Consider the following 16,091-nt stretch of genomic DNA (forward strand, 5'->3'; position numbering starts at 1 on the left):
GGTATTCCGGGTGGCCTCTCGACGTCAAGGCATCCCCCTCTCGCACAGGGGGCGGATGGGAGGATGGATGCCATGGCATCCGCATCCCCCGACGCTCCCCTCCTCAGCGCCCTCCGTGGCGACCGTCCCGAGCGTCAGCCGGTGTGGTTCATGCGGCAGGCGGGGCGTTCGCTCCCCGAGTACCGGGAGCTGCGGGTGGGGACCCGCATGCTCGACGCCTGCCTCACCCCCCATCTGGCGGCCGAGATCACGCTGCAGCCGATCCGTCGTCATGACGTGGATGCCGCCATCTTCTTCAGCGACATCGTGGTGCCCCTGCGGTTGGCCGGCGTCGACGTCGTGATCGAACCGGGCCGCGGTCCCGTCTTCGCCGACCCCGTGCGCACCGCCGACGACGTCGCGCGCGTCACCGCGATCGACCCCGCCGACGTCGCCGCGGCCGCCGAGCCCGTGCGCGAAGCCGCCCGTCTCGTCACCGCCGAGCTCAGCGACCAGGTTCCCCTGATCGGTTTCGCGGGGGCGCCGTTCACGCTCGCCGCGTACCTCGTGGAGGGCGGCCCGTCGAAGGAGCACCTCCGGGCGCGCGGCATGATGCACGCCGATCCCGCGTCGTGGCACCGCCTCGCCGGGTGGCTCGCGAAGGTGTCGCGCGCGTTCCTCGACGCGCAGATCGAGGGCGGCGCGCAGGCCGTGCAGCTCTTCGACTCGTGGGCGGGCTCGCTGTCGCCCGCGACGTTCCGCGAGTTCATCGCCCCGCACTCGACCGAGGCGCTGCGGGGCATCGACGTCCCCCGCATCCACTTCGGTGTCGGTACGGGCGCGTTCCTCGACGACATGCGCCTCGGCGGGCTCGCCGACGCGGTGGGCGTCGACTGGCGGATGCCGCTCGACGAGGCCGCCGCCCTCGTCGGCCCCGACGTCACCCTGCAGGGCAACCTCGACCCGGCCCTGCTCGGCGCCCCCTGGCCCGTGCTGTCCGCCCACGTCGACGACGTGCTCGCCCGTGGCCGAGCGGCGCGCGCGCACATCCTCAACCTCGGACACGGCGTGCCGCCCGACACCGACCCCGACGTGCTGACCCGCATCGTCGCGCACGCGCACGACTCGTCCGCGCGGGAGGCGTCGGCGCAGGACGCGCCCGCGCACGAGGTCTCCGCGCGGGGGGAGCAGGCGTGAGCGAGCCCCTCGACCGTCTCGTGCGGCACGCGCACGAGACGCGCGTGATCGTGGTCGGCGGGGGGATCGCGGGCCTGGTCGCCGCGCGCGAGTGCGCGAAGGTCGGTCTTCGTGTCACCGTCCTCGAGGCGACGGACGTCGTGGGCGGCGTGGTGCGCTCCGCCGAGGTCGGCGGCTTGACGCTCGACGTCGGCGCCGAGAGCTTCGCGACGCGCGGGGGCGTCGTCCGCGACCTGCTCGACGAACTCGGCCTGGGCGGCGACGTGGTGTCGCCGAATCCGGCGGGTGCCTGGGTGGCGGGCGTTCCCGGCGTGGGCGCCGCGCCCCTCCCGAAGGGCGGGGTCCTCGGCATCCCCGACAATCCCTTCGCCCCCGACGTGCGCCGCGTCATCGGCTGGTCGGGAGCCTGGCGGGCCTACCTCGACCGGGTGCGCCCCCCGCTGACGATCGGTCACGCCCACAGCCTCGGCAAGCTCGTGCGCTCGCGCCTGGGCGAGCGCGTGCTCGACCGCCTCGTCGCCCCCGTCACGAGCGGGGTGTACTCCGCGCGTCCCGACGACATCGACGTCGACCTCGCCGCTCCCGGTCTCAACGCCGCGCTCACCCGCACCGGCTCGCTCACGGGAGCCGTCGCCGAGGTGCGCGCCCGGCGCCCGCAGACCCGTCCCGCCGACGCCCCGGCCTCGGATGCGCCCGTCACCGAGGCCGCGAAGGCCCCGGCTCCGGGAGGGGCCGTGCAGGGGATCCGCGGGGGCATGTCGCGTCTGGTCGACGCCCTCGTCGCGGGCCTTCGCGACGCCGAGGTCGAGGTGCGCACCGGCGTGCGCGCCGAACGGCTCTCCCGCACCGCCGACGGCTGGGCGGTGTCGACGTCGGTCAATGACGAGGCCCTGAGCGCCCGCGCGGTGATCGTCGCCCTGCCCGAGGGGCCGGCCCGCGCGCTGCTCGCCCCGGTCGTCGAGGGGCTCGAGGCGGCGGAACCGATCGCCCCGGTCGTCGAGGTCGTCACCCTCGTCCTCGAGGCCCCCGCGCTCGACGCCGCCCCGCGCGGCACCGGTGTGCTCACCGTTCCCGGCAGTCACGTGGCGAAGGCCCTCACCCACTCGAGTGCGAAGTGGGACTGGGTGCGGGATGCCGCCGAGCCCGGCGTCCACGTCGTGCGCGTCTCGTTCGGGGCTCAGGGCGAGGAGCCGGCCACCGCCGCCCTCGACGACGACGCCGCGGCCGACCTCGCCCGGTCGGAGGCCGCCGCGATGCTCGGCGTCGAGCTGCCGGCATCCGCTCTCCGCGCCGCCCACCGGGTGCGCTACGTGCAGTCGCAGCCCGCGGCGACCATCGGCCGGGCCGCCGTGACGCAGGCGGCGCGTGAGGCCGTGCGCGCCGTGACCGGGCTCGGCGCCACGGGGGCATGGCTCTCGGGCACCGGGCTGGCGCAGGTGATCCCCGACGCGCGCGACGAGGCCGACCGGGTACGCAGCGTCGCGCTGTGGACGAGCTGACCGGGGCCGCCGTCGTCGATGCGACGCCGCCTGTCAAGGGTGGATGCCGGATGCGGCATACATGACTACTGTGAGACTCGACCAGCACTCGATCGAGCGTGAGGAGACCCCATGAGGGGCAAAGCAGCACTCGTCGTCGGACTCGTGGCGGGCTACGTGCTCGGAGCACGCGCCGGCCGCCAGCGGTACGAGCAGATCAAGGCGCAGGCCGAGAAGGTCTGGGAGCAGCCCGTCGTCCAGGGACAGGTCGAGAAGGTGAAGGCGCTCGGCGTCTCGGCCCTCAAGTCCGTCCCCGGAGTGGTGTGGAAGGGCGCGAAGTCCGTCACCCAGGCCGCATCGGGTTCGGGCACCGTGCAGGAGCGCGCCGAGCGCGCCGGCCGCGCCGCGAAGCGCTCCGCCGACGAGGTGGCCGACGTGGTCGAAGACGCCGTCGACGACGGCAAGCAGGCCGAGAAGTCGGCGACGAGCCGTGCCCGCGCGGCCAAGAGCGGCTCCGCCACGTCCGGGAGCTGAGGCATGACCACTCCGCGCGGATTCCGCGATCGTTCCGACGACAGCCTGTTCACGCTGCTCGGGGACATCCCCGAGCTGGTGCGCAACCTCGTCATCGCCGAGATCAACGGTGCCAAGGCCTGGGCGCAGCGCACGGCGAAAGACGCCGGGATCGGCGCCGGCTGGTTCGTCGGCGCGCTCATCGTGCTGTTCTGGGCCGTGCCGGTGTTCTTCGCGTTCGTCATCGCGGGGCTGTCGTCGTGGTGGCCCGTGTGGCTGTCGGCCCTCGTCGTGTTCGGCGTGATGGTCGTGATCACCGCGATCCTCGCCCTGCTGGGGTGGCTGCGGTTCAAGAAGCTGTCGAACCGCGAGAACCCGGGCGAGGCCATCGCCGAAGACGTCCGCATCGTCAAGGAGGCCCGCGATGAGTATTGAGCGTCCCGTCCCCGTGCCCCGCACCGCGGTGCCGCTGGGCATCACCGACCCGGTCGAGTCGGCCCGCGCCGAGCTCAAGGCCGCGTTGGCCGCGATCGAGGTCAAGGCCAACCTGCCGCGCCGCGCGAGCGACGCGGTCGACCAGGCCGTGCACGACGTCCGGCAGAAGGCGCAGCGCAACCCCGGGGCCGCCGCCGCGGCCGTCGCGGGCGTCGCCGCCCTCGTCGGTTTCGCCGTCTGGGGCCTGGTGCGCGCCTACACGCGCTGAGACCTCTCGAAGCGACCCGCTCCCTCGCCGGAGCGGGTCGCTTCGTCGTTCCCGGTCCGTGTCGGTGCGCGGGGCGTGACGTCGTTCGGGGGCCGGCGTGCCGTCGTGCGGACCGGCGTGCGGCGGGGTTCGTTCCGGGCGTCGGGGGCGGCGACGAGACGGGCGGGTGGTTCACCGGTGAGTCAACCGGTTTGGCCCGCCGCCCGGGCGAGACGAGACTAGGAGGCATGTCCCACGACAGCTCCTCCTCCGTGTACACGCTGTGGGCGGTCCTGCGCCGCGATCCCGAGAACCCGGTGACCGCCGCCGAGTCCACCGAACTGGCCGACCTCGTGTCGCTGATCGAGGCCGACGGCGTCACCGTCCGCGGCTTCTACGACGTCAGCGGCCTGCGCGCCGACGCCGACCTCATGGTCTGGCTGCACGGCGAAGACCCGCAGGCGCTTCAGCGCGACCTGCGTCGCCTGCGCCGCACCGACCTGCTGAAGAACCTGCTGCCCACGTGGAACGCCATGGGCGTGCACCGCGACGCCGAGTTCAACCGGTCGCACGTGCCCGGCTTCCTTCGCGGCATCGACGCGAAGCAGTGGCTGTGCCTGTACCCCTTCGTGCGCAGCTACGAGTGGTACCTCCTGCCCGAGGCCGAGCGTCGCGACATGCTCATCGAGCACGGCAAGAAGGGCTCCGAGTACCGCGGCGTGATCGCGAACACGGTGGCCTCCTTCGCCCTCGGCGACTACGAGTGGCTGCTGCCGATGGAGTCCGACGTGCTCACCGACCTCGTCGACATGATGCGCGACCTGCGGTACACCGAGGCTCGTCGCCACGTGCGCGAGGAGGTGCCGTTCTACACCGGCCGTCTCGTCACGCTCGACGAGATCCCCGAGATCCTCCAGTGACGGCGGCCCTGCGGCTCGGCACGCGTCGCAGCACCCTGGCGATGGCGCAGTCGCAGATGGTCGCCGACGCCGTGGCCGCGGCATCCGGTCGTCCGGTCGAGCTCGTCCCGATCGTGTCCGAGGGCGACGTCAACCGGGCGTCGCTGTCGCAGCTGGGCGGGCGCGGCGTGTTCGCGAACGGCCTGCGCGAGGCGCTCGCCGCCGACCGCTGCGACTTCCTCGTGCACTCGCTCAAGGATCTGCCGACCGTGCAGCCCGAGGGGCTGGTGATCGCCGCGACCCCGCCGCGCGAGGACGCGCGCGACGTCGTCGTCACGCGCGACGGCGTCGCCCTCGGCTCGCTCGCCCCGGGGTCGCGCGTCGGCACGGGGTCGCCGCGCCGCATCGCGCAGGCGCTGCGCCACAATCCCCGGCTCGACATCCGCGACATCCGCGGCAACGTCGATTCCCGGCTCGCGCGCGTGCGCGACGGAGAACTGGATGCCGTGATCCTCGCCGCCGCGGGGATCTCGCGCCTCGGCGGAGATCTCGGCGGTCTGCAGGCCGAGGCGCTCGGCTTGGCCGAGTGGCCGACCGCCCCCGGGCAGGGATCGCTCGCGATCGAGACGCGCAGCGACATCGACCCCGAGATCCTCGCCGCGCTCGCCGCTCTCGACGACGAGGACACGCGCGTCGCCATCACCGCCGAACGCGTCGTGCTAAACGCCCTCGACGCCGGCTGCAGCGCCCCCGTGGGCACCCATGCGTCACTGGCGGAGGGCGACCTGCGGCTGCGCGCCGTGGTCTACGCGCTCGACGGTACGCAACGGATCGGCATCGACCGGACCGTGCGCCTCGCCGCGGGGTATGGTGGGGAAACGGGCAGTGGCAATGGAGCGGATGCTGCCGACGACGGGGGGCCGATCGCACGCGCTGTGCGAGCGGGCCGAGAAGCCGCGCGTCGGTTGCTCGAACGTGGGGCGGCCGACCTGGTACCACGAGAGTCGACCACATGAATGAAGGCCACTGGCACACGCCGAACCCGACCACGGGCAGCGTGCCCAAGCCGCTCGCCGGCCGGCGCGTCCTCGTGCCGCGCGGGGGCCCCTGGGGCGACGGTGTGGCAGCGAGCCTGCGGCAGCTGGGTGCCGTTCCGGTCATCGCCCCGCTGATCAACTTCGCACCGACGAACGATCAGGCGACCCTCGACGAGGCGCTCGCCGACCTCGCCGCCGGAGCTTTCGACTGGCTCACGCTGACGAGCGCGACCACCGTCGACGTGCTGTACGCCTACAAGGCGGTCATCCCCGCCGAGACCCGCGTCGCCGTCGTCGGCGAGACCACGGCCGCGGCGATGCAGGCCGTCGGCTACCGCGTCGACCTCGTGCCCGAGCGCGACAACTCGGCGCAGGGGATGGCGGAGCAGATGATCGCCATCGAGACCGAGCCCCGCAAGGTGCTCACGCTGCGCAGCGAGATCGCCAAGCCCGTGCTCACGCGCCTGCTCATCGAAGCCGGTCACGACGTGCGCAGCGTCGTGGCGTACCGCACGGTCGGCGTCCCGGTGACCGAGAAGATCGCCACCGACGTCCACTCGGGGCGCATCAACGCCATCCTCGTGACCAGTGGTTCGGTGGCGGAGCAGGTCGTCGAGCAGTTCCCCGACATCCCGGCATCCACCGTCATCGCGGCGATCGGCCCGCGCACCGCCAAAGACGCCAAGCGCGCCGGTCTCAGCGTCGACGTCGTCGCCGAACGGCAGACCGTCGACTCCCTCATCGAGGCGGTCGCCCGCTTCCCCCTCCCCATCGACGAATCGACCCCATGAGCTTCCCCGAGCACCGCCCGCGGCGCCTGCGCCGCACTCCCGCCGTCCGTCGTCTCGCTCGAGAGACGCACCTCGTCCCCTCGCAGCTCGTGCTGCCGATGTTCGTGCGCGAGGGCATCACCGAGCCGAGCCCGATCGGCTCGATGCCCGGGATCGTGCAGCACTCGATGGACTCGCTGCGTCGCGCCGTCGCCGAGGCGGCCGAGCAGCGCGTCGGCGGGGTCATGCTCTTCGGCGTGCCCGAGGTGCGCGATGCGGTGGGTTCCGGGGCCGACGACCCGAGCGGCATCCTGAATCGCGCGACCGAGGCCGTCGTCGCCGAGGTCGGCGATGCGGTGGTCGTGCAGACCGACCTCTGTCTCGACGAGTTCACCGACCACGGCCACTGCGGCGTGCTCCGCGAAGACGGCGCTGTCGACAACGACGCGACCCTCGAGCGCTACACCGCGATGGGGCTCGCGCAGGCCCGCGCGGGCTCGGCGATGCTGGGACTGTCGGGGATGATGGACGGCCAGGTCGGCGCGGTGCGCGAAGCCCTGGATGCCGAGGGTTTCACCGACACGCTGATCCTCGCGTACTCCGCGAAGTACGCCGGGGCCTTCTACGGTCCGTTCCGCGAGGCCGTCGACTCGCAGCTGAAGGGCGACCGCCGCTCGTACCAGCTCGATCCCGGCAACGGCCGCGAGGGCGTGCGCGAAGCGCTGCTCGACGTCGAAGAGGGCGCCGACGTGGTCATGGTCAAGCCGGCGCTGCCGTACCTCGATGTCCTCGCCGACGTGAAGGCGTCGGTCGACGTCCCCGTGTGGGCGTACCAGGTCTCGGGGGAGTACGCGATGGTCGAGGCGGCCGCGGCCCACGGCTGGATCGATCGCCGCGGCGCGATCATGGAGAGCCTGCTCGGCATCCGTCGCGCCGGAGCGGACGCGATCCTGACGTACTGGGCGCTCGAGGCCGCCCGCTGGCTCCGAGAAGATCTCTGAGCCCCTTTCCGTCCGCGTGAGTCGCCACGTTTCGTCGCTTCGCTGTCCGCGGAAGCGACAGATCTTGGCGACTCGCGCTTGCGCACTTGGGAGAATTAAGCCATGACCGATCTCAACGACCAGTGGTTCGCCCGCGCGAAGGATGTCATCCCGGGCGGCGTGAACTCCCCCGTGCGCGCGTACGGCTCCGTCGGCGGCACCCCGCGGTTCGTGCAGTCGGCCTCGGGTCCGCGGATCACCGACGCCGCGGGTCGCGAGTACGTCGACCTCGTCGCGTCGTGGGGTCCGGCGCTCCTCGGCCACGCGCACCCCGAGGTGGTCGGTGCGGTGCAGTCCGCGGCATCCCGGGGTCTGTCGTTCGGCGCGCCCACGGGAGCCGAGGTCGAGCTCGCCGACCTCGTCGCGCAGCGCGTGCAGGTCGGCGATCTGAAGCCGATCGAGAAGGTGCGTCTGGTCTCGACCGGCACCGAGGCGACGATGACGGCGATCCGTCTCGCGCGCGGCGTGACCGGTCGCGACCTGCTGATTAAGTTCGCGGGCCACTACCACGGGCACTCCGACGGACTGTTGGCCGCAGCGGGCTCGGGCGTGGCGACCCTCGCCCTGCCCGGCTCGGCCGGGGTTCCCGCGCCCATCGCGGCGCAGACGCTCGTGCTGCCCTACAACGACCTCGACGCGGTGCGCGAGGTGTTCTCCGTCCACGGCGAGAACATCGCCGCGATCATCGTCGAGGCGGCCTCGGCGAACATGGGCGTCGTCCCGCCGCTGCCCGGCTTCAACGCCGCCCTCGCCGACATCGCGCACAGTCACGGCGCGCTGCTCATCATGGACGAGGTGCTCACCGGCTTCCGCGTGCACCCCGCGGGCTTCTGGGGCCTGCAGGCCTCGCAGGGCGAGCGCTACCTGCCCGACATCCTCACGTACGGCAAGGTCATCGGCGGAGGGATGCCGCTGGCCGCCCTCGCCGGCCGCGCCGAGGTCATGGACCACCTCGCTCCGCTGGGCCCGGTGTACCAGGCCGGCACGCTGTCGGGGAACCCGCTGTCGGTCGCCGCGGGGCTCGCGACGCTGCGGCTGGCGACGCCCGAGGTCTACGCCGCGGTCGACGCCTCGGCATCTCGCATCGCCGACGCGCTCGACGAAGCCCTGACCGCCGAGGGCGTCGTGCACGCGGTGCCGCGCGCGGGGTCGCTGTTCGGCGTCGCCTTCCTGCCCGAGGTCCCCCGCGACTACGCCACCGCGCTGACGCAGCAGTCGTACCGCTACGCCCCGTTCTTCCACGCGATGCTGGATGCCGGGGTCTCGCTGCCGCCGAGCGTGTTCGAGGCGTGGTTCCTCACCGCCGCCCACGACGACGTCGCCCTCGAGCGCGTGCTCGAGGCGCTCCCGGTCGCGGCGAAGGCGGCGGCGGAGGCACTGGATCCGACGCTGCTGGCGCAGTAGTCCCTGCCGGGCCGTCGACGCAGCCGCTCGCGATACGGCCCGGCCGGCCGGGGTGGCCGTGTCGGGCGCGCACACCTCCTGAAGATCGGTCGCAGACCCGGTCCCGGACCGCCGGAATCCGCCGGTGGGTGCGTCGTGAACGGTCGAAAGTCAGGAGTTGTGCGCGGGGAGTCGGCCCGCGCAGTGCCGTTCGTCGGTCGATGGTGACGGGCGCCGCGCCCCGCCCGGCGCAGTGGAAGACTAGACGGATGGAGTCCCCCTCGCCCCGTGTCGTCGTCGTCGCCGGTGGAGTCGGGGGGTCGAAGTTCACGCTCGGCGTGCGCGCGGCGCTGCGCCGGCTCGGCGCTCCCGAGGCGACCGTCGTCGTCAACACGGGCGACGACCTGTGGCTCTCGGGCGTCCGTCTCCAGCCCGACGTCGACTCGATCACCTATGCCCTCGCCGGGGTGAACGACACCGTGCGCGGGTGGGGCCGCGCGGGCGACACCGAACGCGTCAACGAGGAACTGCAGGCGTGGGGCGCCGGCTGGCCCTGGTTCACGCTCGGCGACCTCGACCTCGGCACGCACCTCGCGCGCACCGGCTGGCTCCGCGAAGGCCTGACCCCGACGCAGGTGCTCGGTCGGATGGCGCAGCGGTGGCCGCTCGGCATCCGTCTGCTGCCCATGACCGACAGCGAGATCGACACGCACGTGCTGCTCGAGGACGGGCGGCGCCTGCACTTCCAGGAGTGGTGGACGCGGCACCGCGCGCAGCTGCCCCCGCGCGCCTTCGAGAACCCCGGGATCGCGGATGCCGTGCCCGCACCCGGAGTGACGGATGCCATCGCGGAGGCCGACGTGGTGCTGCTGGCGCCGTCGAATCCCGTCGTGTCGATCGGTCCGATCCTCGCGGTGCCCGGCCTGCGGGAGGCCCTGCGCGCCACCTCCGCGCGGGTGGTCGGCGTCTCGCCCATCATCGGCGGGCGGGTCGTGCGCGGAATGGCCGACGTCTGTCTGACGGCGATCGGGGTCGAGACGTCGGCCGCGGCCGTCGCACGGCACTACGGCGCGCGGTCGGCGGACGGCGTGCTGGATGCCTGGCTGCTGGCGGAGGAGGACGCCGCGTCGGCTGCGGACGTCGAGGCGGCGGGCATCCGCGCGGTCGTGCGACCGCTGTGGATGAGCGACGAGGATGCGTCGGCGGCGATCGCGGAGGCGGCGCTGCGGGCCTGAGGCGACCTGCCGGACGCCGCGGCGTGCGCGCTCGCGGTCGAGGAGCACGTCAGGCCGCGGCCGCCGCGAGCACCGCGGCGGTGCGTGGGCCGACGCCCGCGGCGACGGCTTGAGCGAGCTGTGCGGCGGTGTCGACGTCGCGGCGCAGCGTCGAGTCGCGGGGGACGCCCAGGTCGGCGCACCCGAGCAGACGGTGCCGTGCGGCGGAGTCGGCGCCGAACGCGGAGACCCACACCGCCCCCGGCCGGGCCGTGACGAGGGTGGAGCCGGTGCCCTCGGCATCCGGGACCAGGCCCCGCTCCACGCGGCCGGCGAGGGCGAGGGCGGCGTCGAGGTCGTGCGGGGTGAGCGCGGGCACATCGCCCAGCAGAGCGGCCCGGGGGACCCCCTGGCCGGCCTCCTCGGCGCCGAGCGCGATCGCGGCGTCGAGGCCGCGCACATCGCCCTCGGCCACGACGTCGACCGCGGGCCACTGCTCCACCAGCCGCGAGATCTCGGCGTCGTCGGTGACCACGATCACGCGCGCGACGCGCGGGGTCGCCGCGGCTGCCGCGATCGTGTCGAGCGCGAGGGCGCGGGCGAGCGCCTCGCGGTCGGAGACACCGGTCAGGCGCGTCTTGCCGAGGGCGGCGGGCTTCACCGGGACGACGATCGACCAGCCGTCGCGGATCTCAGGAATGCTCATCGGCTCCATTGTGCGTCGAACCACCGACAGCGGCGGACGGGGGTGGCGCTGAGCGGGTGAACGTGCTGCGGTCCCGATTCGGGTGACGCACCCCGCCCCGCCTCACCCGAAGCGCTTGCGCAGCCGCGGCAGGATCTCCTCTCCGTACATGCGCAGGAACTGCTCCTGGTCGTGGCCGGGGTCGTGGAAGACGAGGTGCCGGAAGCCGAGGTCGACGTACCGGGCGATGCGTTCGACGTGCTCGTCGGGATCGGTCGAGACGATGAAGCGGGATGCCGCGCGCTCGATCGGCAGCTCGTTCGCGAGGCGCTGCATCTCGACGGGGTCGTGGACGCTCATCTTCTCTTCGGCCGTGAGGGCCAGGGGAGCCCAGAAGCGCGTCTTCTCGAGAGCGGTGTCGTGGTCGGGGTGGTACGACACCTTCACCTCCATGAGCGTGTCGACGTCGTCGCGGGTTCGCCCGGCCTTGCCGAGGCCGTCGTCGAGCGCCGGCAGCAGCTTCTCGGTGTACAGCTCGGGGTCCTTGCCGCTGGTGGTGATGTAGCCCTCAGCGATGCGGCCCGCGAGGCGCGTGGCGGCGGGCCCCGAGGCGCCGATGTAGATCGGCACCTTCTGCTCGGGGCGGTCGTAGATGGTGGCATCCTTCACGGAGTAGTAGGTGCCCTCGTAGGTGACCCGCTCGCCCGCCCACAGCTCGTTGATGATGGTGATCGCCTCTTTCAGGCGCTGGAACCGCTCGGGGGGCTCGGGCCAGTCGAGACCCAGGGTGACCTCGTTGAGCGCCTCTCCGGTGCCGACGCCGAGCACGACGCGACCCGGGTACATGACGCCGAGGGTGGCGAACACCTGGGCGATGACGCCGGGGTGGTAGCGGAACGTGGGGGTGAGCACGCTCGTGCCGATGATGACGCGCGAGGTGCGGGCGCCGAGCGCGCCGAGCCAGGGGAGGGCGTTGGGGGCGTGCCCGCCGTCGTGCATCCAGGGCTGCAGGTGATCGGAGAGGAAGACGGAATCGAAGCCCATCTCCTCGGCGAGCACGCCGAACTCCAGCAGCTCGTTCGGGCCGAACTGCTCGCTCGAGGCCTTGTAACCGAAACGCAAGGGAATGGTCATCGCTGTCTCCTAGCCGTGCGGGTGGGTGGGGAGGGAACCGGTGACGGGCGCGCGGGCGGGCTCGAACTCCGACCCGTCGGCACCGGTGAGTCTTTCGTGGAATGCCTGCACCGTGCCGGGCCAGAGCAGGGTCAGGCGGCCCGAGCGGTCGTCGACGTACCAGTTGCGGCATCCGCCGGTGAGCCAGGGGGTGGATGCCGCGGCCGCGGCGATCTCGTCGGTATAGGCCGCCTCGGCCTCGGGGCGGACGCGCAGCACCCGGTCGGACCGCCGATCGCGCTCGCACAGCGCGCGGACGACGTACGCGGCCTGCTCCTCGGCCATGAGCACGGCGGAATTGTGTCCGAGGCTCGCGTTAGGACCGTTCAGCACGAAGAGATTGGGGAAGCCGGCGACGACCGTCGAGCCGAACGAGGTCATTCCGGCGGACCAGTGGGCCGCGAGCGTGTCGTCCTCGCCCTGCACGAGTTCGGCGTAGGGCTGCTGCGCCGCGGCGAAGCCGGTCGCGAGCACGAGCACGTCGGCGTGATGACGCTCCCCGCTCGCGGCGGTCAGCACCGAGCCCTCGACCGAGGCCAGGGCCGTGGGCTCGAGGGTGACGGCATCCGAGGCCACCGCGGGGTAGAACGCGTCGGACAGCAGGACGCGCTTGCAGCCGAAGGCGTAGTCGGGGGTGAGGGCCTCGCGCAGGGCGGGGTCGGCGACCTGGGCGTGCAGGTGCGCGAGCGCGACGTCGCGGGCGGCGGCGGATGCCACGGCGTCGCCCGAGCGGGAGGCGAAGCGCTCCTCGCCCTCGGCGTACAGCGCGGCGCGGAGACGGGCGAGATCGCCCGGGTGCGCGGCGAGACGCTCGCGCTCGGCGCGCGGGATGTCGACGCCCCCGCGCGGGACGATCCACGCGGGCGTCCGCTGGAAGAGCGTGACGTGGGCGGCGCGTCGGGCGAGCTCGGGGACGAGCTGCACGGCGCTCGCGCCGGTGCCCACGACCGCGACGCGCTGACCGGCGAGGTCGACGTCGTGGTCCCATCGCGCGGAGTGGAAAAGGGGACCCGCGAACGATTCGAGCCCCTCGATCGCGGGGACGTGCGGCTCGGTCAGACGCCCGCAGGCGAGCACGAGGGAGCGGGCCGTCACGGGCTCCGCGCCGGTGTCGAGGTGCCACACGGCGCCCTCGGCATCCCACCGCGCGCCCAGGAGGGGGGTGCGCCGTCGCAGGCGATCGCCGAGCCCCTCGCGGTCGGCGACATCGCGCAGGTACTGCTGGATCTCGCCGCCCGCGGCGAACGTGCGCGACCAGTGCGGGTTGGGGTGCGCGGCGAGGCTGTAGAGGTGGGCGGGCACGTCGCACGCGACGCCCGGGTAGGTGTTGTCGCGCCAGGTGCCACCCACCTCGGCGGCGCGCTCCAGCACGACGAAGTCGTCGCGGCCGGCCCGCCGCAGGGCGCCCGCCATGGCGAGCCCGGCGAAGCCCGCGCCGACGATGGCGACGTCGACGGTCCTCACGAGCGCGCTCCGTCGGGCGTGCGGGATGCGTCGGACGGAAGGGGGAAGCGCGTGCCCCCGCTCGTCACGATGGACGGCGCCGCAGCGTCGGTCACCCGGTAATCAGTCGTGCGCAGTCGGAACGGGCGCATGAGGCTCCGCGCGAGACGCTCGGCGGCGGCGACGGGCAGCTCGAGGCACTGCTCGATCCCGGTGTCGGGGAGCACCCGCCCGTCGAAGAGCGTGCCGCCGAGGTCGTCGCCGCCCGATCGCAGCAGCACCGCCGCGGTCTCGCGGCCGACGCGGGTCCACGGGACCTGCACGTGCGCGATGCTGCCCGACAGCAGCAGCCGCGACACCGCGACCATTGCACGGTGCTCGTCGACCGGTGCGCGTCCCGCGACCAGCGGCACGTCACCGCCGGGCAGGGGGATCGGAACGAACTCGGCGAAGCCGCGCGTGCGGTCTTGGATCTCGCGCAGTCGGCGCAGGTGGGCGACGCGCTCCTCGGCGGTCTCGACGTGCCCGTAGAAGAGCACCGAGGTCGACCGGAAGCCGGTGAGGTGCGCGGCGGTGATGGTCTCGATCCACGCGTCGATCTCGAGATCGCCCGGGGCGACGAGACCGCGCACCCGCTCGCTGAGCACCTTCACGCCCGTTCCGGGCACGGTGTCGACCCCGGCCGCGTGCATCGCGGCGAGGGCCCCACCGAGGCCGAGGCCCCCGCGGTCGGCGAGGTCGCGCACGTCGAGGGGACGGTAGGCGTGCACGTGGAGGCCGGGCGCGGCGCTCTTCACGGCGCGCACGAGGTCGAGATACCCGCCGGGGTTCTCGTCGCCGGGGAGCGCGCCCTGGATGCAGATCTCGGTCGCCCCGAGGTCCACGGCATCCGTCGCGATGGCCGCGGCGTCGTCGAGACCGAACTCCCCCGGTGCCGCGCGACCGGCACGGCGGAACCCGCTCGAGGTGAGGTTGCGGTTGCGCACCAGGGTGATCGGCTCGCCCACGGTGTAGCGGCGGGCGTCGTCGGCGACGGCGGTGAGGTCGTCGAGCTCGTCACCCGTGGCGTGCAGCAGGCGCGTCCAGTCGGCGTCGTCGAGGGACAGGGGATCGGATGCCGCCCGCTCGGCCAGCCGACGCACCCCGGGGTCGGCGGCGACGCCGCTCGCAGCGGATCGCTCCCGGTCCCGCTCCGTCGGGCGCGGGGAGCTCTCGTCGCGCGCGGAACCGTCGGTGAGGTCGGAGCCCTCGGCGCCCCGACGACCGCGCGGGATGACGTCGGCGGCGAGCCCCGCGGCATCCGCGAGGGCGCGGACGGGCGCGTGCAGGGCCGGATCGATCCAGGTCTCGGCGGCGTTCACGAACTCGGGGTGCGCGGTCAGGCGCTCGCGCAGCGCGTAGCCGTGGGCCGCGGTCGAGGCGGCGAGGTCGTCGATCTGCGGCCAAGGGCGTTCGGGATTGACGTGGTCGGCGGTGAGGGGCGAGACCCCGCCCCAGTCGTCGATGCCCGCCGCGATCAGCAGTCCGAGCTCGCGGGGGTCGGAGAGGTTGGGCGGAACCTGCACGCGCATGTCGGGGCCGAGGACGAGCCGCGCCACGGCCACGGCCGCGAGGTACTCGCGCATGTCGGCGTCGGGGGCGCCCTGCATGGCGGTGCGGGGCTTCGCGCGGAAGTTCTGCACGATGACCTCTTGCACGTGCCCGTGGCGCTCGGCGCTCTCGCGCAGGGCGACGAGAGACTCCGCGCGGTCGCGGACCGCCTCGCCGATGCCGACCAGGATGCCGGTCGTGAACGGGACGCCGGCGGCGCCGGCGTCGTCGATGACCTTCAGGCGCAGGGCGGGGTCTTTGTCGGGCGAGCCGAAGTGCACGTGGCCGGGCTCTTCGTAGAGGCGCCGGGAGGTGGTCTCGAGCATCATGCCCATCGACGGCGACACCGGGCGCAGCGCCGCCAGCTCGTCGGGATGGAGGACGCCGGGGTTGGCGTGGACGAGCATGCCCGTCTCGGAGGTGATCAGGCGGGCGATGTGGGCGACGTAGTCGATCGTGGAGGAGAAGCCGTGCTCGTCGAGCCACGCGCGGGCCTCGGGCCAGCGCTCCTCCGGCCGGTCGCCGAGGGTGAGCAGCGCCTCTTTGCAGCCGAGGGCCTGCCCCTGGCGCACCACCGTGAGCACCTGTTCGGGGGTCATGTAGGCGGGCTTGCGCAGCAGCGCGAGCTGCCCGGGGGTGTCGACGAAGATGCAGTAATGGCAGCGGTCGCGGCAGAGGGTCGTCAACGGCACGAAGACCTTGCGCGAGTAGGTGATCACGCTGGAGCGTCCCGCCCGCTCCAGGCCTTCGTCGCGCAGCGCCGCGGCCACCGGGAGGAGGGCGTCGAGGTCGGCGTGCAGGAGCGACGCGGTCTCGTCGACATCGGGCCGGTGCCCGGCGCGCACGCGCGCGAGCAGATCGTCGATCGACGTGCCTCGGGCCGGTGCGACTCGCGGCGCAGCGCTGCCCGTGCTCATCGCTCCAGGCTATCCCCCACCTCCGACATGCGGGCCGCTGCGGGGGTCGGGGCGGCGGGTATGCGCGCGGGCGGCTGGGCGCGGTGCGCCT

General features: G+C 73.5%; 15 protein-coding genes. 11 read left to right on the plus strand and 4 right to left on the minus strand.

What is annotated here, in order from left to right:
- Nucleotides 1-63 precede the first annotated feature (63 nt).
- The 11 genes from hemE (at nt 64) to cofD (ending at nt 10,213) form a co-directional block, all read left to right on the plus strand.
- Nucleotides 64-1,176, plus strand: a complete 1,113-nt coding sequence (gene hemE, locus FB047_RS15305; protein WP_420812658.1) for a uroporphyrinogen decarboxylase — start codon at nt 64-66, stop codon at nt 1,174-1,176.
- Nucleotides 1,173-2,675 (plus strand): protoporphyrinogen oxidase, encoded by a 1,503-nt coding sequence (gene hemG, locus FB047_RS15310; protein WP_136588067.1) that lies wholly within the window; start codon nt 1,173-1,175, stop codon nt 2,673-2,675. The genes hemE and hemG overlap by 4 nt, the downstream gene beginning before the upstream one ends.
- A gap of 111 nt (nt 2,676-2,786) precedes the next feature.
- Entirely contained in the window at nt 2,787-3,188 is a 402-nt protein-coding gene (locus FB047_RS15315) for a hypothetical protein (protein ID WP_136588068.1), read from the plus strand.
- 3 nt (nt 3,189-3,191) lie between these two features.
- Nucleotides 3,192-3,602 (plus strand): phage holin family protein, encoded by a 411-nt coding sequence (locus FB047_RS15320; protein ID WP_136588069.1) that lies wholly within the window; start codon nt 3,192-3,194, stop codon nt 3,600-3,602.
- The gene (locus tag FB047_RS15325) at nt 3,592-3,870 is read left to right on the plus strand and encodes a hypothetical protein (protein WP_136588070.1); all 279 of its coding nucleotides are present in this window, start codon (nt 3,592-3,594) and stop codon (nt 3,868-3,870) included. The genes FB047_RS15320 and FB047_RS15325 overlap by 11 nt, the downstream gene beginning before the upstream one ends.
- Before the next feature lie 227 nt (nt 3,871-4,097).
- Complete coding sequence (gene hemQ / locus FB047_RS15330; protein ID WP_136588071.1) at nt 4,098-4,769, plus strand: hydrogen peroxide-dependent heme synthase; 672 nt, start codon at nt 4,098-4,100, stop codon at nt 4,767-4,769.
- Nucleotides 4,766-5,764 carry a hydroxymethylbilane synthase gene (gene hemC, locus FB047_RS15335; protein ID WP_136588072.1) on the plus strand — a complete coding sequence of 333 codons (999 nt, stop codon included), beginning with the start codon at nt 4,766-4,768 and terminating at the stop codon, nt 5,762-5,764. Before hemQ ends, hemC begins: the two co-directional genes overlap by 4 nt.
- On the plus strand, nt 5,761-6,576 hold the full coding sequence (locus FB047_RS15340) for a uroporphyrinogen-III synthase (protein WP_136588073.1): 816 nt from the start codon (nt 5,761-5,763) through the stop codon (nt 6,574-6,576). The genes hemC and FB047_RS15340 overlap by 4 nt, the downstream gene beginning before the upstream one ends.
- Nucleotides 6,573-7,556 carry a porphobilinogen synthase gene (gene hemB / locus FB047_RS15345; RefSeq protein WP_136588074.1) on the plus strand — a complete coding sequence of 328 codons (984 nt, stop codon included), beginning with the start codon at nt 6,573-6,575 and terminating at the stop codon, nt 7,554-7,556. Before FB047_RS15340 ends, hemB begins: the two co-directional genes overlap by 4 nt.
- 102 nt (nt 7,557-7,658) lie before the next feature.
- The gene (hemL, locus tag FB047_RS15350; RefSeq protein WP_136588075.1) at nt 7,659-8,999 is read left to right on the plus strand and encodes a glutamate-1-semialdehyde 2,1-aminomutase; all 1,341 of its coding nucleotides are present in this window, start codon (nt 7,659-7,661) and stop codon (nt 8,997-8,999) included.
- A gap of 248 nt (nt 9,000-9,247) precedes the next feature.
- Entirely contained in the window at nt 9,248-10,213 is a 966-nt protein-coding gene (gene cofD / locus FB047_RS15355; RefSeq protein ID WP_136588076.1) for a 2-phospho-L-lactate transferase, read from the plus strand.
- Nucleotides 10,214-10,262: 49 nt separating this feature from the next.
- On the opposite strand, the gene cofC is transcribed toward cofD, so the two are convergent.
- The 4 genes from cofC to cofG all read right to left on the minus strand — a co-directional run bounded on the left by cofC (nt 10,263) and on the right by cofG (nt 16,000).
- Entirely contained in the window at nt 10,263-10,898 is a 636-nt protein-coding gene (cofC, locus tag FB047_RS15360; RefSeq protein ID WP_136588077.1) for a 2-phospho-L-lactate guanylyltransferase, read from the minus strand.
- 102 nt (nt 10,899-11,000) lie between these two features.
- Nucleotides 11,001-12,011: a glucose-6-phosphate dehydrogenase (coenzyme-F420) gene (gene fgd / locus FB047_RS15365; protein WP_136588078.1), complete on the minus strand. Its 1,011-nt coding sequence runs from the start codon at nt 12,009-12,011 to the stop codon at nt 11,001-11,003.
- Nucleotides 12,012-12,020: 9 nt separating this feature from the next.
- Complete coding sequence (locus tag FB047_RS17385) at nt 12,021-13,514, minus strand: flavin-containing monooxygenase (RefSeq protein WP_136588079.1); 1,494 nt, start codon at nt 13,512-13,514, stop codon at nt 12,021-12,023.
- Nucleotides 13,511-16,000, minus strand: coding sequence for a 7,8-didemethyl-8-hydroxy-5-deazariboflavin synthase CofG (gene cofG / locus FB047_RS15375; RefSeq protein ID WP_136588080.1), 2,490 nt, complete (start codon nt 15,998-16,000; stop codon nt 13,511-13,513). The genes FB047_RS17385 and cofG overlap by 4 nt, the downstream gene beginning before the upstream one ends.
- Nucleotides 16,001-16,091 lie beyond the last annotated feature (91 nt).

This window comes from Microbacterium hydrothermale (assembly GCF_004854025.1).
Taxonomy (GTDB): Bacteria; Actinomycetota; Actinomycetes; order Actinomycetales; family Microbacteriaceae; genus Microbacterium; species Microbacterium hydrothermale.